The sequence below is a fragment of the Rhodococcus sp. Z13_19A genome, from assembly GCF_058133575.1.
In genome coordinates this window covers 672,584-695,637 of the sequence record NZ_JBYUNN010000003.1, presented here as the reverse complement: position 1 = coordinate 695,637, position 23,054 = coordinate 672,584, and the positions used below count along the sequence as shown (strand labels likewise).

Here is a 23,054-nt window from a genome sequence, read left to right as displayed (position 1 = left end):
GTGGAAACCTGGGTCTGGATCGTCATAGCCGTAGCCGCGCTGCTCATCCTGCTGCTCGTGGCGGGGCTGGTGCTGCGCCGTCGTCGTCAGGTGCGCCTCTCGGTGGGGCAGCGAGAGAGCACCGCCACCCCGACCGGCTACCGCGCGGACAAACCGATCAGCTTCAGCGGCGGGTCCACGGCTCCGCCTGCTCCGTCGCCGGTGGCACCCACCCTGCCGGAGACTCCAGAGTCTCCGGAGACCGAGCGCGAGCCGGCGGTCGGCGACGACGCGTCGATCCCGCGCGACTCCGAGCGCCGCACGCTGGTCAACGTCGACCTGCCCGACGCCGAGACGGCCGCGGCCGCGCCGCGCGCACCGGTGGAGACCGAGACCGCTGCACCCGAGACTGCCGAGACCGAGACCGAGACCGCAGCACCCGAGACCGAGACCGAGACCGCTGCACCTGAGACCGCCGAGACCGAGACGATCACGCCGGAGCCGACGGCGGAGCCCCGCGAGGAGATCGCCCCCACGGCCGGCCGGCTGGACCGGTTGCGCGGACGGCTCTCGCGCTCCCAGTCCGCCGTCGGGCAGAGCCTGCTGGGCCTGCTCGGCGCCGGCGACCTCGACGAGGACTCCTGGGAGGAGGTCGAGGACACCCTGCTGATGGCCGACCTCGGCACCGCCACCACCGTCGCGGTGGTCACCGAGCTGCGCGAGAAGATCGCCAGTCGCAACGTCCGCACCACCGAGCAGGCCCGTGCCCTGCTGCGCGAGGTCCTGGTCAACCAGCTGCACCCGGAGATGGACCGCTCCATCGCCGCCCTGCCGCATGCCGACCACCCGTCGGTGCTGCTGGTCGTGGGGGTCAACGGCACCGGCAAGACCACCACCACCGGCAAGCTCGCTCGGGTGCTGGTGGCCGACGGCCGGCGCGTGCTGCTCGGTGCGGCAGACACCTTCCGCGCCGCCGCGGCCGACCAGCTGCAGACCTGGGGCGAGCGCGTGGGCGCCGAGGTGGTGCGGGGCAAGGAGTCGGCCGACCCGGCCGCCGTGGCCTTCGACGCCGTCGCCAAGGGCACCGAGCTGGGCGTGGACGTGGTGCTCATCGACACCGCGGGACGCCTGCACACCAAGACCGGGCTGATGGACGAGCTGGGCAAGGTCAAGCGGGTGGTGGAGAAGAAGGCCGCGGTGGACGAGGTGCTGCTGGTGCTGGACGCCACCACCGGCCAGAACGGCCTGCTGCAGGCCCGCGTGTTCTCCGAGGTGGTCACCGTCACCGGGGTGGTGCTCACCAAGCTCGACGGCACGGCCAAGGGTGGCATCGTCTTCCAGGTGCAGCGCGAGCTGGGCGTGCCGGTCAAGCTGGTGGGCCTGGGCGAGGGTGCCGACGACCTGGCCCCCTTCGTCCCGGAGGCGTTCATCGACGCCCTGCTGGGCTAGCCCGCCGCGCCCGGTGACGCGGGCGCGGCCGTGAGGACCAGGCGAACCTGTGTGACTGCCGTAAACACGGACGTAACATGAGCGCCCCATCGTTCATCTCTGGGCAACAGTGGTGCTGCACAGGGGAAACACCGAACGGGGACTCTCTCCTCACAACCAGAGCCAGGGGGCATGCCCTAGGCCGGGGCAGGAGGAGGCAAGCCAGGTGAACTTCCCGACGATGGGCGTTCCGGACACAGGCGACACCGCGTGGATGCTGATCAGCGCGGCGCTTGTGCTGTTGATGACGCCAGGACTGGCGTTCTTCTACGGGGGCATGGTCCGAGCCAAGGGCGTGCTCAACATGATGATGATGAGCATCAGCGCCATGGGGGTCGTTGGCGTGCTCTGGGTGCTCTACGGCTACTCGGTCGCCTTTGGCGAGGACAAGGGCAACCTCATCGGTGACCCCACCCAGTACTTCGGGCTCAAGGGCCTGATCAGCGGCAACGGCTCCGCGGCCGTCGCCGAGGACGCTGCCGCCGGCATCGAGGCGGCCGACGTGGTGAACATCCCGCTGGTCGGCACCATGCCCGCCACGGTCTTCGTCGCCTTCCAGGCGATGTTCGCCATCCTCACCGTCGCCCTGATCTCTGGTGCGGTCGCCGACCGGATGAAGTTCAGCGCCTGGCTGGTCTTCGCGGGTCTGTGGGCCACGATCGTGTACTTCCCGGTGGCGCACTGGGTGTTCGCCTTCGACGGGGTCACCGCCGAGACGGGTGGCTGGATCGCCAACAAGCTCGCTGCCATCGACTTCGCCGGTGGTACCGCGGTGCACATCAACGCCGGTGCGGCCGCGCTGGTCCTGGTGCTCGTCCTCGGCAAGCGCCGCGGCTGGCCCAAGGACCCGATGCGCCCGCACAACCTGCCCTTCGTGATGCTCGGCTCCGGCCTGCTGTGGTTCGGCTGGTTCGGCTTCAACGCCGGCTCCGCCACCAGCGCCAACGGCACCGCGGGCACCACCTTCATCACCACCGTCGTCGCCACCTGCATCTCGATGCTGGCCTGGCTGCTGGTGGAGCGCGTCCGGGACGGTCACGCCACCAGCCTGGGCGGTGCGTCGGGCATCGTCGCCGGCCTGGTCGCCATCACCCCGGCCTGCTCCTCGGTGAACGTGCTGGGTGCGCTGGTCATCGGTGCGGTCGCCGGCGTGTTCTGCGCCCTGGCCGTCGGACTGAAGTACCGCTTCGGCTACGACGACTCGCTCGACGTGGTCGGCGTCCACCTGGTCGGTGGAATCATCGGCACCCTGCTGGTCGGCCTGGTGGCCACCTCGGAGGCTCCGGCCGGTGTCGACGGACTGTTCTACGGTGGCGGCGTCGACCAGCTGTGGCGCCAGGCGGTGGGTGCCGGCGCAGTGCTGGCCTTCTCGCTGGTGGTCACGGCGATCATCGCCCTCGCCATCAAGGTGACCATGGGTCTCCGCGTGGAGGACGAGGCTGAGATGATGGGGATCGACGAATCGCAGCACGCTGAGTCCGGCTACGACCTTGCACCGATCAGTGGTGGTGCACTGGGCATGACCGGGGGACAGTCAAAGCCGAACTCGATCCTGGCAGCATCTGCCAGCAAGGAGGCCTGATCATGAAGCTCATCACGGCGATCATCAAGCCGTTCACGCTCGAAGACGTCAAGACTGCGCTCGAGCAGCTGGGCGTGCTCGGCATGACCGTCAGCGAGGTCCAGGGCTACGGCCGGCAGAAGGGCCACACCGAGGTCTACCGCGGTGCCGAGTACTCGGTGGACTTCGTGCCCAAGGTGCGCGTGGAGGTCGTCGTCGACGACTCGGTGGCCGACAAGGTCATCGACGTGGTCGTCGAGGCCGCGCGCACCGGCAAGATCGGGGACGGCAAGGTCTGGTCCTCCCCGGTGGAGACCATGGTGCGGGTGCGCACCGGTGAGCGGGGCCCGGACGCGCTGTGACGCGCCCACGGTGACCAGCCTCCCTGCACGACGTCGCGGACCCTCGTCCGCCGGAACTCCCGGTTACGCACCGGTGAGGGCCCGGCGGGCGGGGGTCCGTGCCTGTGTGGGCGTGTCTGGCCCACCTCGCTGACGGACCCACCTCGCTGACCGGCCTACATCTCTGACCAGGACGGAGCTCCACCCATGCAGCCCGACTACGACCCGGTGCACGACCTCGTCGAGGGGCGGGCCAAGCTTCTGGCCAACGGCGACGCGCTGTCGGCCGCCGAGCTGCGCGCGGCCCTGCTCACCCTGCACGAGCACTGGCTGGTGCAGCGCGCCGACGAGCTCGGCATCACCGCCGGCAGCGGCATGGCCATCATGGCCGTCGGCGGGCTGGGCCGGCGCGAGCTGCTGCCGCACTCCGACCTCGACCTGGTGCTGCTGCACGGCAAGGGCGCCCCGAGCGGCATCGCCGAGATCGCCGACCGGCTCTGGTACCCGCTGTGGGACGCCCACGTGCAGCTCGACCACAGCGTGCGCACCCCGGCCCAGGCCCTGGCCGTCGCCGCCGAGGACGTCACCGCGGCGCTGGGCATGCTGGAGCTGCGGCCCATCGCCGGCGACACCGAGCTGGCCGGCGGGCTGGTTGGCTCGGTGTACGCCCAGTGGCGCAGCGGCATCCGCAACCGCCTGGACGAGCTGGCCGAGCAGGCCCACGAGCGCTGGGAGCGCGTGGGGGAGGTGGCTCACCGGGTGGAGCCTGACCTCAAGCACGGCCGCGGTGGGCTGCGCGACCTGCAGCTGCTCTCCGCGCTGGCTGCCGCCCAGGTGATCAACCGGACGCCCGGGCTCAGCGAGCACTCGCCCGGCGGCGGACTGCCCCGTGCGCACGCCCTGCTGCTGGACGTGCGCACCGAGCTGCACCGCGTGTCCGGCCGCGCCCGCGACGTGCTGCGCGCGCAGGACGCCGACGAGATCGCCGTCGCGCTGGGCCGCGGTGACCGCTTCACCCTGGCGCGGGAGCTCAGCGACGCCGCCCGCACCGTCAGCTACTCGGTGGAGGTGGGCCTGCGCACCGCCCGCAGCGCGCTGCCCCGCCGCGGCCTGGCCACCCTGCGCCGCGCCCCCGTGCGCCGGCCGCTGGCCGAGGGCGTGGTGGAGCACGGGGGCGAGGTGGCGCTGGCCAAGGGGGTGCGGGCCGGCTCCGATCCCGCGCTGTCGCTGCGGGTGGCCCTGGCGTCGGCCCGCACCGGGCTGCCCATCGCCGGCTCCACCCTCAACGCGCTGGCCGATGCCCCGCCCCAGGAGGCCCCGGTGTGGCCGCGGCCGATGCTGGCCAACTTCCTCGCCCTGCTGGGCACCGGGCGGGCGGTGATCGGCTCCATCGAGGCCCTCGACCGCGCCGACCTGTGGTGCACCCTGGTGCCGGAGTGGTCGACGGTGCGGGACCTGCCGCCCCGCGACGCCGCCCACGTCTGGTCGGTGGACCGCCACCTGATGGAGACGTGTGCCTACGCCGGCTCGCTGACCACCCGGGTGTCGCGGCCGGACCTGCTGCTGGTGGGCGCGCTGCTGCACGACATCGCCAAGGGGCTGCCCGGTGACCACAGCGAGGTCGGCGCCGAGATGATCCAGCCGATCGCCCGCCGGATGGGTCTGCCCGAGGCCGACGTGCAGACGCTGTCGGCGATGGTGCGCCACCACCTGCTGCTGCCGGTGACGGCGTCCCGCCGCGACCTCAACGACCCCGCCACCATCGAGGCCGTGGTGGACGCCGTGGGCGGCGACCGCGTGCTGCTGGAGCTGCTGCACGCCCTCACCGAGGCGGACTCCCGCGCCACCGGCCCTGGCATGTGGGGCAGCTGGAAGGCGTCCCTGGTGGAGCAGCTGGTGAGCCGCTGCCGGCTGATGACCCGCGGCGAGCCGCTGCCGGAGATGGAGCCGCTCTCGGCGGAGCACCGCGCGCTGGCGGAGGCCGGCAAGCTGTCGGTGACGCTGGAGCCGGCCACCGCCGACACCCCCATGCTGGTGCGGGTGGTGGCCCCGGACGCCCACAACGTGCTCGCTGCCGCTGCCGGGGTGCTGGCCCTGCACTCGCTGCGGGTGCACTCGGCGTCGGTGCGCGAGCACGCCGGCGCCGCGGTGGACACCTTCATGGTCTCGCCCCGCTTCGGCAGCCCGCCCGACGTGGCTCTGCTGCGCCAGGACCTGGCCCGAGCGCTGCGCGACGACGCCGAGCTGGCCCAGCGGCTGGCGGCCAAGGAGGCCACCTACGGTGAGCACGCCACCGACGGCACCGAGTCGCGGGTGCTCTGGGTGGACGAGGGCGTCGGCCCGGCCGTGCTGGAGCTCCGCGCGGCCGACCGGACGGGGCTGCTCTACCGGGTGGCCGCCGTGCTGCAGCAGCGCGGGGTGCAGATCGAGTGGGCGCGCGTGGAGACGATGGGCTCGTCGGTGGCGGACGCGTTCGGCCTGCACCTGGGCGACGCCGACACCCCAGTGCTGCGCAAGGAGCTCACCGCGGCGGTGCTGGCCGTCACCCGCTGAGCGCTCCGTCGTCGTGCAGCTGCCCGCGGAGCCGGAACTTCTGGATCTTGCCGGTGCCGGTCTTGGGCAGCGGCCCGAAGTGCACCTGCTTGGGCGCCTTGAAGTGGGCCAGGCGGGCACGGACGTGGTCTATCAGCTCGCGCTCGGTGACCTCAGCCCCCTCGCGCAGCACCACGAAGGCGGCCACCGACTCGCCCCACCGGGGGTCGGGCGCGGCGACCACCGCGCTCTCCAGCACGGCGGGGTGGGAGTCCAGCGCCTGCTCCACCTCGATGGAGGCGATGTTCTCCCCGCCGGAGATGATCACGTCCTTGGAGCGGTCGCGGAGCTCGACGTAGCCGTCGGGGTGCAGCACGCCGATGTCGCCGGTGCGAAACCACCCCTCGTGCTCGGCGGCCCGGGTGGCGTCCGGGTCGCGGTAGTAGCCGAGCATCACGTTGTTGCCGCGCAGCAGCACCTCACCGGTGGTGGCGGCGTCGGCGGGCACGTCGGCCCCGGCGGAGTCCACCACCCGCAGCGGCAGGCTCACCAGGTTGGCCACCCCCTGACGGGCGCGCAGCCGCGCCTGCTCAGCGGCGTCCAGATCGTCCCACTCCGGGCGCCAGTCGCAGATCGCGGCCGGGCCGTAGGTCTCGGTGAGCCCGTACAGGTGGGTGACGTCCAGGCGCAGGGCGGCCATCCGCTCCAGCAGCGCAGGCGAGGGCGGAGCGCCCCCGGTGCACACCGTGACGGTGCGCTCCGCCGGGGCAGCGTCGGGCGAGCCCGCCACGCCGACCAGCACGGTCGGCGCGGCGCACAGGTGGGTGATGCCCTCCTCGCGGATCGCCTGCCACACCGCGTCGGCCGCGACGGTGCGCAGCGTGTGGTGCACCCCGCCGGCCGCGGTGACCGCCCACGGGAAGCACCACCCGTTGCAGTGGAACATCGGCAGCGTCCACAGGTACACCGACCGCGCGTCCAGCCCGGTCTGGGCGGTCATGGCCAGCGCCTGCAGGTAGGCCCCGCGGTGGGAGTACATGACGCCCTTGGGCTTGCCCGTGGTGCCGCTGGTGTAGTTCAGCGACAGCAGCGACCACTCGTCGGTCACCGGCACCCGCAGCGGCTCCGCGGCCGCCAGCAGCGCCTCGTAGCCGTCCTCCGGCCCGCCGGCGACCACCAGCTGCACCGCGGGGTCCACCAGCGCGTGCACGGCGCGGCCGAGCTCGAGCAGGTCGGCGTCCACCACCAGCACCACCGACCCGGCGTGGGTGACGATCCAGGCCAGCTCGGCGGCGCTGAGGCGGGTGTTCAGCGCGTTCAGCACTGCACCGGCCATCGGCACCCCGTAGTGCGCCTCCAGCGCCACCGCCGAGTTCGGCGCCAGCACCGACACCCGGTCGCCGGGGCGCACCCCGATGCTGGCGAGCGCCCCGGCCAGGCGGTCGCATCGCTCAGCCAGCTCGCCGTAGGTGCGCCGGACGTCGCCGTCCACCAGCGCCAGCCGGTCGGTGTGCACCACCCGGGCGCGGTCCAGGAACGCGGTGGGCGTGAGGGGGACAGGGCCAAAAGGCGTGGTCACAGGCCTGAGCGTAAGCCTGCGGGTGCCGTGTCAGCCGATGCGAGCGGCGGCTGAGGCCATGCCCAGCCAGGTGTGCGGGTTGCCGCCCCAGCACCAGCCCAGTCGCGGCGCGCCCTTGCTCACCCAGACCCCGGTGACCCGCTTGTCGCCGGCCCGGGAGCCGAGCATCTGGAAACAGGTGCGCTCGCGCAGCCACTCCGGGTGCTGCACCGCCACGGCCAGCCCCTCCTCCAGGGTCAGCGGCGTGCGCCCAGTCCCCAGGATCGTGCTGAGCGCGTCGTCGGGGCGGACGTTGCGGGTCTCCTCCCCGGCGTCCACGTCGACCAGCAGGTACAGCGGTGCGTCGGGCAGCTCGACGTCGGCGGTGGGCACGAACCGGGCCAGGTCGTCCGCTGCCATGGTGGTGAAGCCGGTCTTGGTCCTCAGCCGGGCCAGCTCCACCAGCCGCTCCGGCGCCAGCAGCTCCCGGCTGGTGACCAGCACGAAGGGCTCGGCGGGCAGGTGCTCGCGCAGCGGGGCGGCCAGCGTGCGCAGCCGGTCCTCGGTGATCCCGGCGAGGGTGGGAAAGCCGGCGTCGACGAGCCGGTCCAGCTGCCGGTCGAGCTCGGCCGTGGCGGTGGGGCTGGGGGTGCGGGCTGGGCTGGCGACAGACATGGGTCACTCCTCCTCGACAGCAGCGGTGCGAGGTCAACGACCGAGCGCCCGGCGAAGTTCCGGCTAGCGACGCGGACGGACCATCCCCCGGCCGGTGACCAGCGGCAGGTCGAGAGCGGTGCGCAGCCCGGGGGCCGCGGCCACCACCGCGGGGATGGCGTTGACCAGCCGCATCGCGGTGGCGTTGAGGGTGGCGTCGTTGTGCACCCCGGTGGGCGAGTGCGCCACCAGGTCCAGGGTGTAGCTGGGCTCGCCGGTGATCTCCACCCGGTAGCTGCCCTCCGGCCCGGCCGGCTGGGGCCAGTGCGGCGCCAGGTCGGCGCGCAGCCGGGTGACGTGCTCGAGCACCAGCACCGCGGCCCCGTCCACCATGCCGCGGACGGCGAAGCGCAGTGCGGCCGCGGTGCCCTCGGCGATGGGGCCGGAGCGGATGGTGAAGGTCTCCGGGGCGGGGAGGCGCTCGTGCACCTCGGTGACCTCGTCCAGCTCCACCCCGAGCCCGGCGGCCAGCTGGCGCACCACGCTGCCCCAGGCCAGCGACAGCACCCCGGGCTGCAGCAGCATCGGCGTCTCGTCCATCGGCCGGCCGAAGCCCATGATGTCGAACAGCACGGTGGGGTTGTCGTAGGTGGCGTAGTCCACGATCTCCGAGCACCACACCTGCTCGATCTCCCGACAGGTGCCGGTGAGCACCAGCGGCAGCCAGTCGTTGGCGAAGCCGGGGTCGATGCCGTTGACGAACAACGAGGCGCCGCCCTCGGCCGCGGCTCGGCTCAGTGGCTCGTAGACCTCCGGCGGCAGCACGCCCACCGGGTACTGCAGGAAGACCGGCCCGCTGGCCACCACGTTGATCCCGGCACGCAGGAACCCGGTCAGGTCCGCCAGTGCCTCGGACAGCCGGTTGTCGCTCATCGCGGTGTAGACGATGCAGTCGGGCTGCAGCGCCAGCAGCTCGGCGGCGTCGTTGCTGGCGGGCACCCCGAGCGCGGTGTCCAGCCCGGCCAGCTCCCCGGCGTCGCGGCCCACCTTGGCGGGGTCGGACACCCAGACGCCGACCAGCTCCAGCTCCGGGTGCGCGGCCACACCGGCCACCGCGTGCCGGCCCACGTTGCCGGTGCTCCACTGCACCACCCGAGCGCCCATCGCCGACCCCCTGACTGTGGTGCACGTCACCGTGCGGCGAGGCTAGCCGGTGCGTGGCAGCCGGCGGGGACGGAGCGCGGCCGGCAGCAGCCGGCGTCGCGCCTCGTCCGGCTGGATGCGCAGGGCGGTGATGGTGGTGGCCAGCATCTCGTAGTGACCCACCAGCAGGCACAGCTCGATGCACTGCGGCTCCTCCAGGTGCCCGCGCAGCTGGGCCCAGGTGGCGTCGTCGAGGTCCAGGTGGGTGTGCAGGGCGTCCACTGCGTGCAGCAGGGTGCGCTCGCGGGCCGACCAGCCCGGCGCGTCGGGGCCGTCGGCCACGCGCTGCAGGTCAGCGTCGGTGACTCCGGCGCGGCGGCCCAGCCGGACGTGGTGCTCGTGCTCGTAGCGGTTGCCGCGCAGGTGGGCCACCCGCAGGATCACCAGCTCGCTCTCCCGCCGGGGGAGGGTGCCGCCGGGCATCAGCCTCCCGGCGAAGTGCAGCCAGCCGCGGAACAGCCGGCGGTGGCGACCCAGGGTGGTGAACAGGTGTGGGGCAGAGGTGCCCGCGGTGAGCCCAGCGAGCTGGGCGAAGCCCCAGGTCGCGAACCCGATGTCCGTGCGGCCACCGGGAGCGACGCGGGGCGTGCTCACGCGTGGTCGCCGGGCTGGGCGGTGGTGAGCGGGGCGTTCTCGGTGCGCGCGATCCGCAGGCTGTCCTGCAGGCCGTTCTGGGTGGCGCGGTCGGTCACCCGCTGGGCCAGCGAGCGGATGTGCAGCACCGGTCCCACCCAGCCCGGCGCCACCACCCGGCGGGAGCGGCGGGCGATGCCCCGCTCGAGGGCGTCCACGCCCAGCGACAGGGGCGCCACCTTGGACAGCGGCTTCTTCTTGCTCAGCGCCGTGGCTGCCTCGGTGCCGAACCCGCGGCTGGTCATGTCGGTGTCGAGCTCGGCGAAGTAGGCCAGGCCGACCTTGGCGCCCGAGGCGGCCAGCTCCACCCGCAGGGTGTTGCCCAGCGCCTCCACCGCGGCCTTGGACGCGCTGTAGGCGCCGAGCAGCGGGGCCTGCACGGCCGCCGCCAGGGACGACACCGCCACTGCGTAGCCGCGGTCGTGGCTGATGTGCGGGCCCGCCGCGCGCAGCAGGTAGTAGGTGCCCAGGACGTTGACCTGCAGGGTGCGCTCCAGCACCGACGGGTCGCCCCCGAGCATCGGCATCTGGGCGGCCACGCCGGCGTTGGAGACCACCACGTCCAGTCCACCGAGGCGCTGCACCACCTCGGCGACGGCGGCATCCACCTCGGCCTGCACCGCGACGTTGCACTCCAGCCAGGGCGCGTCCCCACAGCCGCGGGCCACCTCGGCGAGCAGCGCCGGCTCCAGGCCGATCAGCGCCACCCGTGCCCCGCGCTGGTGCAGCCGCCGGGCCAGCGCGGCGCCGATGCCGCGGGCGGCTCCGGAGATGAGGACGCGGCGTCCGCTGAGGTCAGGGGGCTCGGAGTGAGGCATGACGCCCAACCTAACAACATTCGTGACACCAGTGTTCGTTACGGCGGGCCGACGGGGGGCGCGCGGGTGCCGTCCGGTGGTGCGGGCCCGCGCGGAACACCCGGGGTGAGGTGGGCCGACTAGGCTGTCGTCACCAACCCGCCCGGCGTCACCGCCGGGGGGACCCCCGCCCAGCAATTGCAACGGGAGCGCGCTCGGTGTTCGAATCCCTCTCCGACAGACTGACAGGCACGCTGAAGGACCTGCGTGGCAAGGGCCGGCTCTCCGACGCGGACGTTGATGCCACGTCCCGCGAGATCCGCCTGGCCCTGCTCGAGGCCGACGTCGCGCTGCCCGTCGTGCGTGCCTTCGTGGCCAAGGTCAAGGAGCGCGCCAAGGGCGCGGAGGTCTCCGGCGCGCTGAACCCGGCACAGCAGGTCGTCAAGATCGTCAACGAGGAGCTCGTCACCATCCTCGGTGGCGAGACCCGCAGGCTGACCTACGCCAAGAACCCGCCGACGGTGATCATGCTGGCGGGCCTGCAGGGTGCGGGAAAGACCACGCTGGCCGGCAAGCTCGCCGCGTGGCTGCGCAAGCAGGGCCACACCCCGATGCTGGTGGCCTGCGACCTGCAGCGCCCCAACGCCGTCACCCAGCTGCAGGTGGTCGGTGAGCGTGCCGGCGTGCCGGTGTTCGCCCCCGAGCCCGGCAACGGCGTGGGTGACCCGGTGGACGTGGCCCGGCGCGGCATCGCCGACGCCCGCGCCCGCCAGTACGACGTGGTCATCGTGGACACCGCCGGCCGCCTGGGCATCGACTCCGAGCTGATGCAGCAGGCGGCGGACATCCGCGACGCCGTGCAGCCGGACGAGACCCTGTTCGTGCTCGACGCCATGGTCGGCCAGGACGCCGTCACCACCGCCAACGCCTTCCGCGACGGCGTGGGCTTCACCGGCGTGGTGCTCACCAAGCTCGACGGCGACGCCCGCGGTGGCGCCGCGCTGAGCGTGCGCGAGGTCACCGGCCAGCCCATCCTGTTCGCCTCCACCGGGGAGAAGCTGGAGGACTTCGACGTCTTCCACCCCGACCGGATGGCCAGCCGCATCCTGGGCATGGGCGACGTGCTCAGCCTCATCGAGCAGGCCGAGCAGGTCTTCGACCAGGAGCAGGCCGAGGCCACCGCGGCGAAGATGGGATCCGGCCAGCTCACGCTGGAGGACTTCCTCGAGCAGATGATGGCCGTGCGCAAGATGGGGCCCATCGCCAACCTGTTGGGCATGCTGCCCGGGGCCGGCGACATGAAGGAGGCCCTGGGCCAGGTCGACGAGAAGCAGCTGGACCGCATCCAGGCGATCATCCGTGGCATGACCCCCGCCGAGCGGGCCGACCCGAAGATCATCAACGCCTCCCGCCGGCTGCGCATCGCCAACGGCTCCGGCGTCAAGGTCTCCGACGTCAACCAGCTGGTGGACCGCTTCTTCGACGCCCGCAAGATGATGGCCCAGATGTCCGGTCGCTTCGGCCTGCCCGGCTCCGGCGGCGGCCAGCGCAAGGCGGTGCGCGGCAAGAAGGGCAAGAAGGGCAAGAAGGGCGGGCGCGGGCCCACCCAGCCCAAGGTGCGCGGTGGCTTCCCGGGCATGCCGGGTGGCCTGCCCGCCGGGCTGGACCTGCCGGGCCTGGCCGGCTCCGGTCCCGCCGGGTCGATCAACGAGCTCCCGCCGGGCCTGGCCGGGTTCGATCCCTCCCAGCTGAAGCTGCCCAAGTCGCCGAAGAAGTGACCGTGGCGGGGGGAGCGCCGAGGTGGCACCTGCAGGGCGTGGCCCTGCCGGACGGCGAGCCCACCGAGCTGTGGGTGGCCGACGGCCGGATCAGCACCGAGCCGGTGGCCGGCGCGGAGACGCTGTGCACCTCCGGGTGGATCCTGCCGGGGCTGGTGGACGCGCACTGCCACGTGGGCATCGGCCCGCAGGGCCCGGTGGAGCTGGACGAGGCCTACGCGCAGGCGGAGACCGAGCGCGACGCCGGGGTGCTGCTGCTGCGCGACGCCGGCTCGCCGGTGGACACCCGCGGCTTCGACGCCCACGACGAGCTGCCGCGCATCATCCGCGCCGGCCGCCACCTCGCCCGGCCCAAGCGCTACATCCCCACCCTCGGCATCGAGCTGGACGACGAGGCGCTGCTGCCCGAGGCAGTGGCCGCGCAGGCCGCCGCCGGAGACGGCTGGGTGAAGCTGGTGGGGGACTGGATCGACCGGGAGACCGGCGACCTCGCTCCACTCTGGAGCGACGAGGTGCTGGTGGCGGCGATCCGTGCCGCCCACGACGCCGGCGCCCGGGTGACCGCGCACGTCTTCGGCGAGGAGGCGCTGCCCGGGCTGGTGCGGGCGGGCATCGACTGCCTGGAGCACGGCACCGGGCTCACCGACGACGTCATCGACCTGATGGTGGAGCACGGCACCGAGCTGGTGCCCACCCTCATCAACATCGAGAACTTCCCGTCCATCGCCGACGGGGCGTCGAGGTACCCGCGCTACGCCGCGCACATGCGCGACCTGCACGCCCGGGTGGGTGCGACGGTGCGCAGCGCCGTGGAGGCGGGCGTGCCGGTGTACGCGGGCACCGACGCCGGCGGCGGCATCAAGCACGGCCGCATCGTGGACGAGGTTGTCGCCCTGCACCGCTGTGGGCTCAGCGCGCACGACGCCGTGGGCTCGGCCAGCTGGGACGCGCGCACCTGGCTGGGCCGCCCCGCGCTGCAGCACGGCGCCTCGGCGGACCTGCTGGTGTACGACACCGACCCGCGCACCGACCTCGACGTGCTGCGCAGCCCGGCGCACGTGCTGCTGCGGGGACGCCGGCACGGCTGAGCGCGCCCACCCGCCCCAGCGCGGCGACAGGCCGGGATTCGGCTGTCGCGGGGCAACGTGGCAAGATGGGAGGCTGCTCGCCGCGCCAGGCCACCTGTGACCTGGCGGGGCGGTCACACCCCCCAACTGCAAAACCGGATGGGCACGCTCGTGCGCATCGCTGAATTGCACCGTGACCAACTGCTAGGAGCACTACTTCGTGGCTGTCAAGATCAAGCTCATGCGACTCGGCAAGATTCGCTCGCCCCACTACCGCATCGTGGTCGCCGACTCGCGCACCCGCCGCAACGGCCGCGCCATCGAGACCATCGGCAAGTACCACCCCAAGGAGGAGCCGAGCCTCATCGACATCGACTCCGACCGGGCGCAGTACTGGCTGGGTGTCGGCGCGCAGGCGACCGAGCCCGTCGAGGCGCTGCTGAAGATCACCGGTGACTGGCAGAAGTTCAAGGGCCTGCCCGGCGCCGAGGGCACCCTCCGCACCGCCGCGCCCAAGCCCTCCAAGCTGGAGCTCTTCCAGGCGGCGCTCGCCCAGGCCGACCAGGAGCCTGCCGGCGAGGCCACCACGCCCAAGAAGAAGGCCAAGAAGGCTGACTCCGAGGCCGCAGATGCCAAGGCCACCGACGCCAAGGCCACCGAGGCCAAGGACGCCGACGCGAAGTGACCGTCGTCGCTGACGCCGTGGAGCACCTGGTGCGCGGCATCGTCTCCAACCCTGACGACGTCCGCGTCGACATGGTGACGGGGCGGCGGGGTCGCACCATCGAGGTGCACGTGAGCCCGGACGACCTCGGCAAGGTGATCGGCCGTGGTGGTCGCACCGCCACGGCGCTGCGCACCCTGGTCAGCGCCATCGGCGGTCGCGGCGTCCGCGTCGACGTCGTCGACACCGACCGCTGAGCACTCCAGCGGTTCAGCAACGAAGCAGGGAAAAGTAGTGGAGCTGGTCATCGGCCGCGTCGCGCGCGCTCACGGCGTGCACGGCGAGGTGGTCGTCGAGGTACGCACCGACGACCCGGAGGAGCGCTTCGCTGCCGGCACCGTGCTGCACGGGCGCAAGCCCCGTGCCAAGCAGGGTGCCAGCTACACGGTGGCAGCCGCCCGGAACCACTCCGGGCGGCTGCTGCTGCGTCTGGAAGAGGTGGCCGACCGCGCCGCGGCCGACGAGCTGCGCGGCACGCTGTTCCTCGTCGACTCCGCCGAGCTGCCGCCCTCGGACGAGCCCGACGCCTTCTACGACCACGAGCTCGAGGGCTTGTCGGTGGTGCTGGTGGACGGCTCCGCGGTGGGCACCGTGCGGGAGGTGCTGCACACCCCGGGCGGCGAGCTGCTGTCGGTGCGCCCGGCCGGGGCGGACAAGGGGGAGCACCTGGTGCCGTTCGTCGCGGCCATCGTCACCGAGGTGGACCTGCAGGCGGGCACCGTCACCATCGACCCGCCCGACGGCCTGCTGGAGGTCTGAGCGGTGCGGGTGGACGTGGTCACCATCTTCCCCGAGTACCTCGAGCCGCTGCGGACGTCGTTGCTGGGCCGGGCGATCGAGCGCGGCCTGGTGGAGGTCGGCGTGCACGACCTGCGGGACTGGACCCACGACGTGCACAAGGCCGTGGACGACTCGCCCTACGGGGGCGGGCCGGGCATGGTGATGAAGCCCACGGTGTGGGGCCCGGCGCTGGACGACGTGTGCGCCGGCGACCCGGCCCCGCTGCTGGTGGTGCCCACCCCGGCGGGCATCCCGTTCACCCAGCAGCTGGCCCAGCAGTGGTCGACCGAGCCGCGACTGGTGTTCGCGTGCGGGCGCTACGAGGGCATCGACCAGCGGGTGGTGGACGACGCCGCCCGCCGGATGCGGGTGCAGGAGGTCTCCCTGGGCGACTACGTGCTCATCGGCGGCGAGGTCGCGGTGCTGGTGATGGTGGAGGCCGTGGTGCGGCTGCTGCCCGGGGTGCTGGGCAACAAGCAGTCGGCGCTGGAGGACTCCTTCTCCGACGGGCTGCTCGAGGGCCCCAGCTACACCCGGCCGGAGACCTGGCGCGACCTGGAGGTGCCCGCGGTGCTGCGCAGCGGTGACCACGCCCGGATCGCGGCGTGGCGGCGCGAGCAGTCGCTGCGTCGCACGGCCGAGCGTCGCCCGGACCTGCTTGACGCGGCCGCCCGGGAGCAGCTCGGCCTGCCCGCAGTCACTGACGGCGATCCGGTCCGGGGCGGCTAGGGCCTCGTCGCGGGACCCCGCAGTTTCGCGGAGCGGGGGGCCGTCTGGCACACTTGAGTGGTTGCCTCGTGCAGGCAGCAATCTCGAGACTCATTCCATTGCCCGAAATTACCGAGCAGGGAGCGCGGCGTGCACCTCGGTGCGCGACCCACCTGCCGACGTCACTACTTTGAGGACGGACCACCGATGAACACCCTGGACTCCCTGGACGCCCAGTCGCTGCGCAGCGACATTCCGGAGTTCCGCCCCGGCGACACCCTCAACGTGCACGTGCGCGTCATCGAGGGCACCCGCGAGCGGGTCCAGGTCTTCAAGGGTGTCGTCATCCGTCGTCAGGGCGGTGGCATCCGCGAGACCTTCACCGTCCGCAAGGTCTCCTTCGGCGTTGGCGTGGAGCGCACCTTCCCGGTGCACAGCCCCAACATCGCCCAGATCGAGGTCGCCACCCGCGGTGACGTGCGTCGCGCCAAGCTGTACTACCTGCGCGAGCTGCGCGGCAAGGCCGCCAAGATCAAGGAGAAGCGCTGACCTACAGGCCTTGTGGGCCGGGGAGGGACTAGCCTTCCTCCGTGCCCGGGGTCTACAGCGACAACAGCTTCTTTGCCGCGTCGCCCGAGAACACCGAGCCTGCCCCGCAGGAGACGGTCTCGGAGCGCCGGCGCAGACGACCGAGGTTGACCCGCACACCGGGTCGGCCTCGGTCGTTTCTGCGTGAGCTGCCCGTGCTGCTGGTGGTGGCGCTGCTGATCAGCCTCACCGTGCAGCACTTCGTGGCCAGGGTCTACGTGATCCCGTCGGCGTCGATGGAGCCCACGCTGCACGGCTGCCCGGGGTGCTCCAACGACCGCGTGGTGGTGGACAAGCTCACCTACCGCTTCGGCGAGATCACCTCCGGCGAGGTGGTGGTCTTCACCGGCCCGCCCAGCTGGACCAACGACTTCCAGGCCGACCGCTCGGGCAACGGCGCGCTGCGCCTGCTGCAGGAGGCCGGGTCCCTGGTGGGGCTGGCGCCACCGGACGAGCGCGACTTCGTCAAGCGGGTGATCGCCACCGGCGGGCAGACCGTGCACTGCTGCGACGACCTGGGGCACGTGGTGGTGGACAACCAGCCGCTGGCCGAGCCGTACGTGGTCAACGACTTCCCGTTTCCCACCGGGGAGGCCAGCTGCAGCACCCCGCTGCGCTCGGGACGCTGCTTCGACCCGGTGACCGTGCCGGAGGGCAGCCTGTGGGTGATGGGGGACAACCGCAGCAGCTCGGCCGACTCCCGGGTGCACGGACCCATCTCGGTGGCCGACGTGGTGGGCCGTGCACGGCTGGTGGTACTGCCGGTGGGGCGCTGGCAGGTGATCGACGCGCACGACCCCCGGGCCGCGGACGCACCGCGCTGACACCGATCGGCTCCCGCCGTCCGTGAGCGGGCGGCGTGGCGTGCTCTAGCCTTGACCCGTGTCTGACGACGAGCACGATGCACCCACCGCGGAGAGCTCTCGGCCGTGGCGGCGCCGCCGGCAGACCGGCCAGCACGACGGTGGCCAGGGCGGCGACCAGCAGACCAAGCAGAAGCCGAAGCGATCCTTCTGGCGTGAGCTGCCCATCCTCATCGTGGTGGCGCTGGCGCTGAGCTTCGTCATCCAGAACTTCGTGGCCAGGGTGTACGTGATCCCGTCGCAGTCGATGGAGCCCACCCTGCACGGCTGCGTGGACTGCACCAACGACCGCGTGCTGGTGGACAAGATCACCTACCGCTTTCACGAGCCGCGCCAGGGCGACGTGATCGTCTTCCGTGGGCCGGAGTCCTGGGACAACGACTTCACCAGCAACCGCTCCAGCAACGTCGTCGTGCGCGGGTTGCAGCAGTTCGGCTCGCTGGTGGGCCTGGCCCCGCCGGACGAGCGCGACTTCATCAAGCGGGTGATCGCCACCGGTGGGCAGACGGTGGAGTGCTGCGACGCCGAGGGCCGGGTGCTGGTGGACGGCAAGCCGCTGACCGAGCCCTACGTGGTCAACGACTTCGAGTTCGTCCCCGGCGTCCTCGACTGCACCACCCCGGTGCAGTCGGCGCGGTGCTTCGAGCCGGTCACCGTGCCCGAGGGCAACCTCTGGGTGATGGGGGACAACCGCAGCGACTCGGCCGACTCCCGCTACCACGTGGCCGACGACGCCCGCGGCACCGTGCCGGTGGACAACGTGCTCGGCAAGGCCTGGCTGATCGTCTCGCCCCTGTCCCGGTGGCAGGTGATCGACTCGCCCACCATCACCTCCACGGCCCAGGCAAGCGCCATGGCCCAGGCCAGCGTCACGGCCCCGCAGCCGGCCGACGACCAGGGCACCGGCCCGCTGGCCGCGCTCGGCGTGGGTGCGCTGGCGGTGGTGCCGGTGGCCGGGCTGCGCCTGGGTGCCGCCCGCCGGGACTCCGAACGACAGGGTTCTGCACGACAGCGGTGAGCACTCAGTGGTGAAGGCACAGAAGTGGCCCCCGCGGGCCCTGGTCCGGCCGTCGCAGGGCCTGCGCACGCTGGAGGCGGCCCTGCAGCGCGCCGGGCTGGAGCACGTGGCCGGGGTGGACGAGGCCGGCCGGGGGGCCTGCGCGGGTCCGCTGGTGGTGGCCGCCTGCGTGCTGCCGCCGGGTCCGCAGCCCCGCCTGGAGGGTCTCACCGACTCCAAGAAGCTCAGCGAGGCCACCCGCGAGCGGCTCTTCCCGGTGATCCAGCGGCTGGCGGTGGCCAGCAGCGTGGTGGTGATCCCGGCCGAGGAGATCGACGCCAAGGGCGTGCACGTGATGAACATCGAGGGCATGCGCCGAGCCGTGTGCGCGCTGTCCGTGCCGCCGGACTACGTGCTGCTGGACGGGTTCCGGGTGCCGGGGCTGCCCGCCCCCTCGCTGCCGGTGATCGGAGGGGACGCCACGGCGCTGTGCATCGCCGCGGCCAGCGTGCTGGCCAAGGTCACCCGCGACCGGATCATGGTGCAGATGGACGCCGAGCTGCCTGGCTACGACTTCGCGGCGCACAAGGGGTACTCCACCCCGGCACACGCGCGGGCCATGCGGGCACTGGGTCCGTGTGTGCAGCACCGGATGTCGTATGCGAATGTGTCTGCAGCCCGCGCGGGGACGGCCACGCTGGTCGCCGCGGGGAGTCTGGCGATCGAATGTGCGCCATGATGGGGACGAAGGCTGAAGCGGCCATCCGGTACCAACGAGCAGGAGCGTCACAGCAATGAGTGCGGAAGATCTCGAGAAGTACGAGACCGAGATGGAGCTGTCGCTCTACCGCGAGTACCGGGACATCGTGGCGCAGTTCACCTACGTGGTGGAGACCGAGCGACGCTTCTACCTGGCCAACTCGGTGGAGGTGCACCCGCGCAACTCCGAGGGCGAGGTCTACTTCGAGCTGCGGATGGCCGACGCCTGGGTGTGGGACATGTACCGGCCGGCCCGCTTCCTCAAGAGCGTGCGGGTGATCACCTTCAAGGACGTCAACGTGGAAGAGCTGGACAAGCCGGACCTGCGGCTGCCCGAGGACGGTCCGTTCGGCGGCTAGTGCCACGCCGCTCAGGCGGTGTGCACCGTGGGGTGGACGGTGAAGTGCTTGCTCGCCGCCTCCTTGCCCCTGCTCGGCTCCTGTCCCGCCCGGGGGCGCAGCGCCAGCGCCACCGCGCCGAGGAGGCCGAGCGCGAGGAAACCCGCCCCGCCGTAGAGGGCGTAGGCGGAGGCGTCGGCAAAGCCCTCGGACAGCGCGGTGACCACCTCCGGGCCGCGCGGGCCCAGCTCGCCGGTGGTGCCCTGCTCGCGCAGGGCGCTGATCGCCCCGCCGGCGGAGCTGCGGGCGGCGTCGGCCAGGTCCTGTGCCGCGGGCGCCGCCACGCCCTGCTCCTCCAGGCGGGAGGCGCCGGCGCTGGCCACCCCCACCGAGAGGATGGTGCCGGCCACCGCGGTGCCGATGGCGCCACCGAGCTGGCGCACGGTGCTCTGGGTGGCCGAGCCCTGGCCGGACTCCGCGGCGGGGACCTGCGACAGCGTGAGCCCGGTCAGCTGGGCGGTGGTCAGGCCCAGCCCGAAGCCGTAGACGAGCAGCGTCACGGTCACCTGCCAGGTGGGCACCGTCGCGGAGAGCACCAGGGCCACCGCCACGATGCCGACGATCTCCACCACCAGCCCGATCACCACCGTCCAGGCGACGCCGATCAGCGAGACCAGGCGCCGGGACAGCCCAGCGGCGAGGAAGGTGCCCACGGCCATGATGGCCAGCACGTAGCCGGCCCCCAGGGTGGACAGACGCAGCACGTTCACCAGGTACAGCGGCAGCACGAACAGAGCGCCCAGCTCGCCGACGGACATCATGGTGGCGGTGAGGGTGCCGCCGCTGAAGGTGGGCAGCCGGAACAGGCTCAGGTCGAGGATCACCGACTTACCCCGCCGGCCGAGGAGGGCTTCCCAGCCGACGAACGCGGCCAGCGCCACCACCCCGACCAGCCCGCACACCGGCACCGCGGACAGCGCCGCCGTGGCCGGCCAGGTGAGGCCCAGCAGCCGCAGCTCGGCCGTCGGCGTCCACCAGCCCAGCTTGGGGCCCTGGATGATGGCGAAGATGACGGTGGAGAAGCCGATGATGCTGAGCACCAGCCCCCCGTAGTCCAGCCCCCGGCCCCGAGCGGGATCGCGTGACTCCGGCACCACCCACCAGGTGCCGAGGAGCACCAGCGCCCCGATGGGCAGGTTCACCAGGAAGATCCACGGCCAGGTGAACTGGGTGGTGATCCAGCCGCCGAGCAGCGGGCCGACGGCGGCCATCCCGGAGATCACCGCGCCCCACACGGCGAAGGCGATGACGCGGTCGCGGCCGCGGAAGGTGGCGTTGACCACCGAGAGGGTGGACGGCAGGACCAGCGCCCCGCCGATTCCCTGCACCAGGCGTGCCCACAGCAGCCAGCTGCCGCCGTCCGCGGCGGAGGCCAGGGCGCTGCCCGCCATGAAGACCAGCACGCCGAGGGCGAAGAACAGCCGCCGGCCGAACATGTCGCCCAGGCGCCCGGTGGTGAGCAGCAGGGAGGCGAACACCAAGGTGTAGAGGCTGTTGACCCACTGGGCGAGGTCCAGGCTGAGGTTCAGGTCAGCGATGAGCACCGGCAGCGCGGTGTTCACGATCGTCGCGTCCAGGATGATCATCGACAGCCCGACGGCGAGCACCGCCAGCGCCACCCACCGACTGCGTCCTTGACCGTTGGTGGGGCGGGGGAGCCAGTTCTGTGCGGGCATGAGCCACCTCCGACATGGGCGGGGTGACGCTCTGACGACCGGCTCCCGCTGCTGTGCGTGACCATCGGTCCCGGTCGTCTGGTGCCCGCCCGGGCCGCCACCTCATCCAGTATGCGGCTGCGTGGGCCGGGCGCTCAGTCGTCCAGCTGGGCGGCCAGGGTGCGGGGCGCGACGGTGCGATAGGCGTCGCGCACGATCGCGTCCAGCTCGGGGGACTGCACCTCGGTGAGGTGCACGCCCAACCAGCCGCGGTGGCCGACGTAGGGCGGGCGGAAGAAGCGGGCGGGCTCGGTCTCCACCATCTCCTCCTGCACCCCGGGCGGGGCCGCGCACCAGATGGCCAGCCGCCCGTCGCCGTGGTGGTTGTCCAGGAACATGACGAAGGTCTTCTTGCCCCGGACGAAGAACGCCGGGCTGCTGTGGCTGAGCCGCTCCGAGACCTCCGGCAGCCCCAGGCACGCGGCGCGCACCGCGGTCAGGGCGTTGTCGACCTCGGTGCTGCTGTGCGGCGGGGTGCGCGGGCTCGGTTGGTCCATAGCGCATTGTCGGTCCGCCCGGGGCGGCCCGTCCAGGGCTCGCACAGCCCCTGAGCAGCGGCGGGGGACGGGGTTACCGTGGACAAACGAGCGAGGGGGGCGGCCATGGTCATGGCATCGAGGCCGGGGGTGCAGGTCGCGAGCACCCCGATCGCGGCGATCGACACCGTCGGGCTGGGCGGGGCGTTCCTCTCGGCCCTCGCCCGCACCGCCTTCCGGCGGCCGTGGAGCGGACCGGAGGGCCCGGTGCGCAACGTCGCGGTGGCCACCACCCGGGAGCTGGTCCGCTCGCTGATGGGGTACATGACCTCGTTGCCGATCGACGAGTTCCGTGCGCTGGAGAAGGTGCTGGACGACCTGAGCCAGGTCGCGCTGCCGCCGTTCGTGGCGGTGCAGGGGGTGCACGCCGAGCACAGCAGCGTGGCGGGGGTGCCGGGCATGTGGTTCCGCAGCACGCAGTCCGACCCCAGGGGCACGCTCCTCTACCTGCACGGCGGCGGCTACATCGGCACCTCGCCCACCATGTACTCGGTGTTCATGGCGCACCTGGCGCGGGTCACCCGGTGCCAGGTCTTTGCGCCGGACTACCGGCTGGCCCCGGAGTTTCCCTACCCGGCGGCCACTGACGACGTCCTCGCCGTCATGCGGGCGCTGCTGAAGGCCGGGGTGCCCGACGACCGGCTGTTCGTGGCCGGCGACTCCGGCGGCGGTGGGCTGGCGGGCAGCGTGCTCAACGCGTGCGTGCTGAGCGGGGTGCGGCTGCCGGACGCGGTGGTGCTGTTCTCCCCGGAGGTCAGCCTGAGGCTGAGCAAGCCGTCGGTGCGGGAGAACGCCGCCCTGGACGTGCTGCCGTGGAACGTGCCCACCAATCCGTACCTGCACGGGCACAGCGCCGACGACCCTGCGGTGGACCTGCTGGTGCAGGACCTGTCGCTGTGGCCGCCCACGTTCGTCTCCTACGGCGGCGACGAGGTGTTCCGCGACGCCATCCGTGACTTCGTGGAGCGGCTGCGCGCCGCCGGGGTGCCCTACCAGGCGCACGAGGTGGAGCACATGTTCCACGTGTTCCCGTTCCTGCTGCCCTGGGCCTACGAGAGCCGCGAGGTGTACCGGCAGGTGGGGGACTTCATCGCGATGGTGTCCCAGACCGCGCCGCACCGGACCGCCGAGCCGCTGGTGAACACCCCGCCCGTGGCGGCCACCACCAAGCCGGCCCGACGGCGCCGCGCGGGGTCCGCCAGCCCGACGGCCTGATCCCGTCCCCGGTCGTGCCGCACCCGTAGGTGCTGGTCAGGGCGCCGCCGTCCGGTGACCCTGTGCACCCCCTCGTGACAGCAGCCGGGCGGCGAGGTGCATCCTGGAGCCACTGGTCGTTGTCTGCGGCAACTGTCTGCCCGGCATCAGCGCGAGGTGAGTTGCCGGGTCGAGCCGAGG

22 protein-coding genes and 1 pseudogene are annotated in these 23,054 nt (G+C 72.6%); 16 read left to right on the top strand and 7 right to left on the bottom strand.

Annotation, left to right across the window (positions count from 1 at the left end):
• The 4 genes from ftsY (at position 1) to AC3YNX_RS14400 (ending at position 5,922) form a co-directional block, all read left to right on the top strand.
• On the top strand, positions 1 to 1,428 hold the full coding sequence (gene ftsY, locus AC3YNX_RS14415; RefSeq protein WP_489995881.1) for a signal recognition particle-docking protein FtsY: 1,428 nt from the start codon (positions 1 to 3) through the stop codon (positions 1,426 to 1,428).
• Between the two features lie 220 nt (positions 1,429 to 1,648).
• Positions 1,649 to 3,049, top strand: a complete 1,401-nt coding sequence (locus AC3YNX_RS14410; protein ID WP_127784739.1) for an ammonium transporter — start codon at positions 1,649 to 1,651, stop codon at positions 3,047 to 3,049.
• Positions 3,050 to 3,051: 2 nt separating this feature from the next.
• Positions 3,052 to 3,390, top strand: a complete 339-nt coding sequence (locus tag AC3YNX_RS14405) for a P-II family nitrogen regulator (RefSeq protein ID WP_127782714.1) — start codon at positions 3,052 to 3,054, stop codon at positions 3,388 to 3,390.
• Between the two features lie 186 nt (positions 3,391 to 3,576).
• Complete coding sequence (locus tag AC3YNX_RS14400) at positions 3,577 to 5,922, top strand: [protein-PII] uridylyltransferase (RefSeq protein ID WP_489995880.1); 2,346 nt, start codon at positions 3,577 to 3,579, stop codon at positions 5,920 to 5,922.
• Here AC3YNX_RS14400 and AC3YNX_RS14395 read toward each other — a convergent pair.
• The 5 genes from AC3YNX_RS14395 to AC3YNX_RS14375 all read right to left on the bottom strand — a co-directional run bounded on the left by AC3YNX_RS14395 (position 5,912) and on the right by AC3YNX_RS14375 (position 10,767).
• Positions 5,912 to 7,480 (bottom strand): acyl--CoA ligase family protein, encoded by a 1,569-nt coding sequence (locus AC3YNX_RS14395; RefSeq protein WP_489995879.1) that lies wholly within the window; start codon positions 7,478 to 7,480, stop codon positions 5,912 to 5,914. The genes AC3YNX_RS14400 and AC3YNX_RS14395 overlap by 11 nt on opposite strands.
• Before the next feature lie 30 nt (positions 7,481 to 7,510).
• On the bottom strand, positions 7,511 to 8,134 hold the full coding sequence (locus tag AC3YNX_RS14390; RefSeq protein ID WP_127782717.1) for a DUF5701 family protein: 624 nt from the start codon (positions 8,132 to 8,134) through the stop codon (positions 7,511 to 7,513).
• Positions 8,135 to 8,197: 63 nt separating this feature from the next.
• Positions 8,198 to 9,277 (bottom strand): NAD(P)H-dependent amine dehydrogenase family protein, encoded by a 1,080-nt coding sequence (locus AC3YNX_RS14385; protein ID WP_489995878.1) that lies wholly within the window; start codon positions 9,275 to 9,277, stop codon positions 8,198 to 8,200.
• 42 nt (positions 9,278 to 9,319) lie between these two features.
• Positions 9,320 to 9,910 carry a carboxymuconolactone decarboxylase family protein gene (locus AC3YNX_RS14380; RefSeq protein ID WP_489995877.1) on the bottom strand — a complete coding sequence of 197 codons (591 nt, stop codon included), beginning with the start codon at positions 9,908 to 9,910 and terminating at the stop codon, positions 9,320 to 9,322.
• Entirely contained in the window at positions 9,907 to 10,767 is an 861-nt protein-coding gene (locus AC3YNX_RS14375; protein ID WP_489995876.1) for an SDR family NAD(P)-dependent oxidoreductase, read from the bottom strand. Before AC3YNX_RS14375 ends, AC3YNX_RS14380 begins: the two co-directional genes overlap by 4 nt.
• A 197-nt stretch (positions 10,768 to 10,964) precedes the next feature.
• On the opposite strand from AC3YNX_RS14375, the gene ffh reads away from it, so the two are divergent.
• The 11 genes and pseudogenes from ffh (at position 10,965) to AC3YNX_RS14320 (ending at position 19,369) form a co-directional block, all read left to right on the top strand.
• Positions 10,965 to 12,524 (top strand): signal recognition particle protein, encoded by a 1,560-nt coding sequence (ffh, locus tag AC3YNX_RS14370; RefSeq protein ID WP_127782721.1) that lies wholly within the window; start codon positions 10,965 to 10,967, stop codon positions 12,522 to 12,524.
• A gap of 2 nt (positions 12,525 to 12,526) precedes the next feature.
• A complete protein-coding gene (locus tag AC3YNX_RS14365) occupies positions 12,527 to 13,612 on the top strand; it encodes an amidohydrolase family protein (protein WP_489995875.1) in 1,086 nt (361 codons plus the stop codon).
• A 199-nt stretch (positions 13,613 to 13,811) separates the two neighbouring features.
• A complete protein-coding gene (rpsP, locus tag AC3YNX_RS14360; RefSeq protein WP_489995874.1) occupies positions 13,812 to 14,276 on the top strand; it encodes a 30S ribosomal protein S16 in 465 nt (154 codons plus the stop codon).
• Positions 14,273 to 14,512, top strand: coding sequence for an RNA-binding protein (locus AC3YNX_RS14355; protein ID WP_127782724.1), 240 nt, complete (start codon positions 14,273 to 14,275; stop codon positions 14,510 to 14,512). The genes rpsP and AC3YNX_RS14355 overlap by 4 nt, the downstream gene beginning before the upstream one ends.
• 37 nt (positions 14,513 to 14,549) lie before the next feature.
• Complete coding sequence (gene rimM, locus AC3YNX_RS14350; RefSeq protein WP_489995873.1) at positions 14,550 to 15,074, top strand: ribosome maturation factor RimM; 525 nt, start codon at positions 14,550 to 14,552, stop codon at positions 15,072 to 15,074.
• A gap of 3 nt (positions 15,075 to 15,077) precedes the next feature.
• Positions 15,078 to 15,824, top strand: a complete 747-nt coding sequence (gene trmD / locus AC3YNX_RS14345) for a tRNA (guanosine(37)-N1)-methyltransferase TrmD (protein ID WP_489995872.1) — start codon at positions 15,078 to 15,080, stop codon at positions 15,822 to 15,824.
• A gap of 186 nt (positions 15,825 to 16,010) precedes the next feature.
• Positions 16,011 to 16,352 (top strand): 50S ribosomal protein L19, encoded by a 342-nt coding sequence (gene rplS / locus AC3YNX_RS14340; RefSeq protein ID WP_127782727.1) that lies wholly within the window; start codon positions 16,011 to 16,013, stop codon positions 16,350 to 16,352.
• 146 nt (positions 16,353 to 16,498) lie between these two features.
• Positions 16,499 to 17,215, top strand: a complete 717-nt coding sequence (gene lepB, locus AC3YNX_RS14335; RefSeq protein ID WP_489995958.1) for a signal peptidase I — start codon at positions 16,499 to 16,501, stop codon at positions 17,213 to 17,215.
• Positions 17,216 to 17,273: 58 nt separating this feature from the next.
• Positions 17,274 to 18,083 (top strand): annotated as a pseudogene (lepB, locus tag AC3YNX_RS14330) (signal peptidase I); the annotation flags it as partial.
• 199 nt (positions 18,084 to 18,282) lie between these two features.
• Positions 18,283 to 18,990, top strand: a complete 708-nt coding sequence (locus tag AC3YNX_RS14325; RefSeq protein WP_489995871.1) for a ribonuclease HII — start codon at positions 18,283 to 18,285, stop codon at positions 18,988 to 18,990.
• A 55-nt stretch (positions 18,991 to 19,045) separates the two neighbouring features.
• Positions 19,046 to 19,369: a DUF2469 domain-containing protein gene (locus AC3YNX_RS14320; protein ID WP_127782729.1), complete on the top strand. Its 324-nt coding sequence runs from the start codon at positions 19,046 to 19,048 to the stop codon at positions 19,367 to 19,369.
• 11 nt (positions 19,370 to 19,380) lie between these two features.
• Here the strand turns inward: AC3YNX_RS14320 and AC3YNX_RS14315 are convergent, their stop codons facing one another.
• Together AC3YNX_RS14315 and AC3YNX_RS14310 are read right to left on the bottom strand one after the other, a co-directional pair.
• On the bottom strand, positions 19,381 to 21,027 hold the full coding sequence (locus tag AC3YNX_RS14315) for a DHA2 family efflux MFS transporter permease subunit (protein ID WP_241249815.1): 1,647 nt from the start codon (positions 21,025 to 21,027) through the stop codon (positions 19,381 to 19,383).
• Between the two features lie 191 nt (positions 21,028 to 21,218).
• Entirely contained in the window at positions 21,219 to 21,620 is a 402-nt protein-coding gene (locus AC3YNX_RS14310; protein WP_489995870.1) for an MmcQ/YjbR family DNA-binding protein, read from the bottom strand.
• A 129-nt stretch (positions 21,621 to 21,749) separates the two neighbouring features.
• On the opposite strand from AC3YNX_RS14310, the gene AC3YNX_RS14305 reads away from it, so the two are divergent.
• Positions 21,750 to 22,874 carry an alpha/beta hydrolase fold domain-containing protein gene (locus tag AC3YNX_RS14305; RefSeq protein WP_489995869.1) on the top strand — a complete coding sequence of 375 codons (1,125 nt, stop codon included), beginning with the start codon at positions 21,750 to 21,752 and terminating at the stop codon, positions 22,872 to 22,874.
• Positions 22,875 to 23,054 lie beyond the last annotated feature (180 nt).

What these genes read in the sequence shown, in the direction of transcription:
- AC3YNX_RS14400 (WP_489995880.1), top strand. Translation starts at nt 3,577, where the DNA reads ATGCAGCCCGACTACGACCCGGTGCACGACCTCGTCGAGGGGCGGGCC.
- AC3YNX_RS14385 (WP_489995878.1), bottom strand. Translation starts at nt 9,277, where the DNA reads ATGGGCGCTCGGGTGGTGCAGTGGAGCACCGGCAACGTGGGCCGGCAC.
- AC3YNX_RS14410 (WP_127784739.1), top strand. Translation starts at nt 1,649, where the DNA reads ATGGGCGTTCCGGACACAGGCGACACCGCGTGGATGCTGATCAGCGCG.
- rplS (WP_127782727.1), top strand. Translation starts at nt 16,011, where the DNA reads ATGAACACCCTGGACTCCCTGGACGCCCAGTCGCTGCGCAGCGACATT.
- AC3YNX_RS14405 (WP_127782714.1), top strand. Translation starts at nt 3,052, where the DNA reads ATGAAGCTCATCACGGCGATCATCAAGCCGTTCACGCTCGAAGACGTC.
- AC3YNX_RS14310 (WP_489995870.1), bottom strand. Translation starts at nt 21,620, where the DNA reads ATGGACCAACCGAGCCCGCGCACCCCGCCGCACAGCAGCACCGAGGTC.
- AC3YNX_RS14320 (WP_127782729.1), top strand. Translation starts at nt 19,046, where the DNA reads ATGAGTGCGGAAGATCTCGAGAAGTACGAGACCGAGATGGAGCTGTCG.
- AC3YNX_RS14375 (WP_489995876.1), bottom strand. Translation starts at nt 10,767, where the DNA reads ATGCCTCACTCCGAGCCCCCTGACCTCAGCGGACGCCGCGTCCTCATC.
- AC3YNX_RS14390 (WP_127782717.1), bottom strand. Translation starts at nt 8,134, where the DNA reads ATGTCTGTCGCCAGCCCAGCCCGCACCCCCAGCCCCACCGCCACGGCC.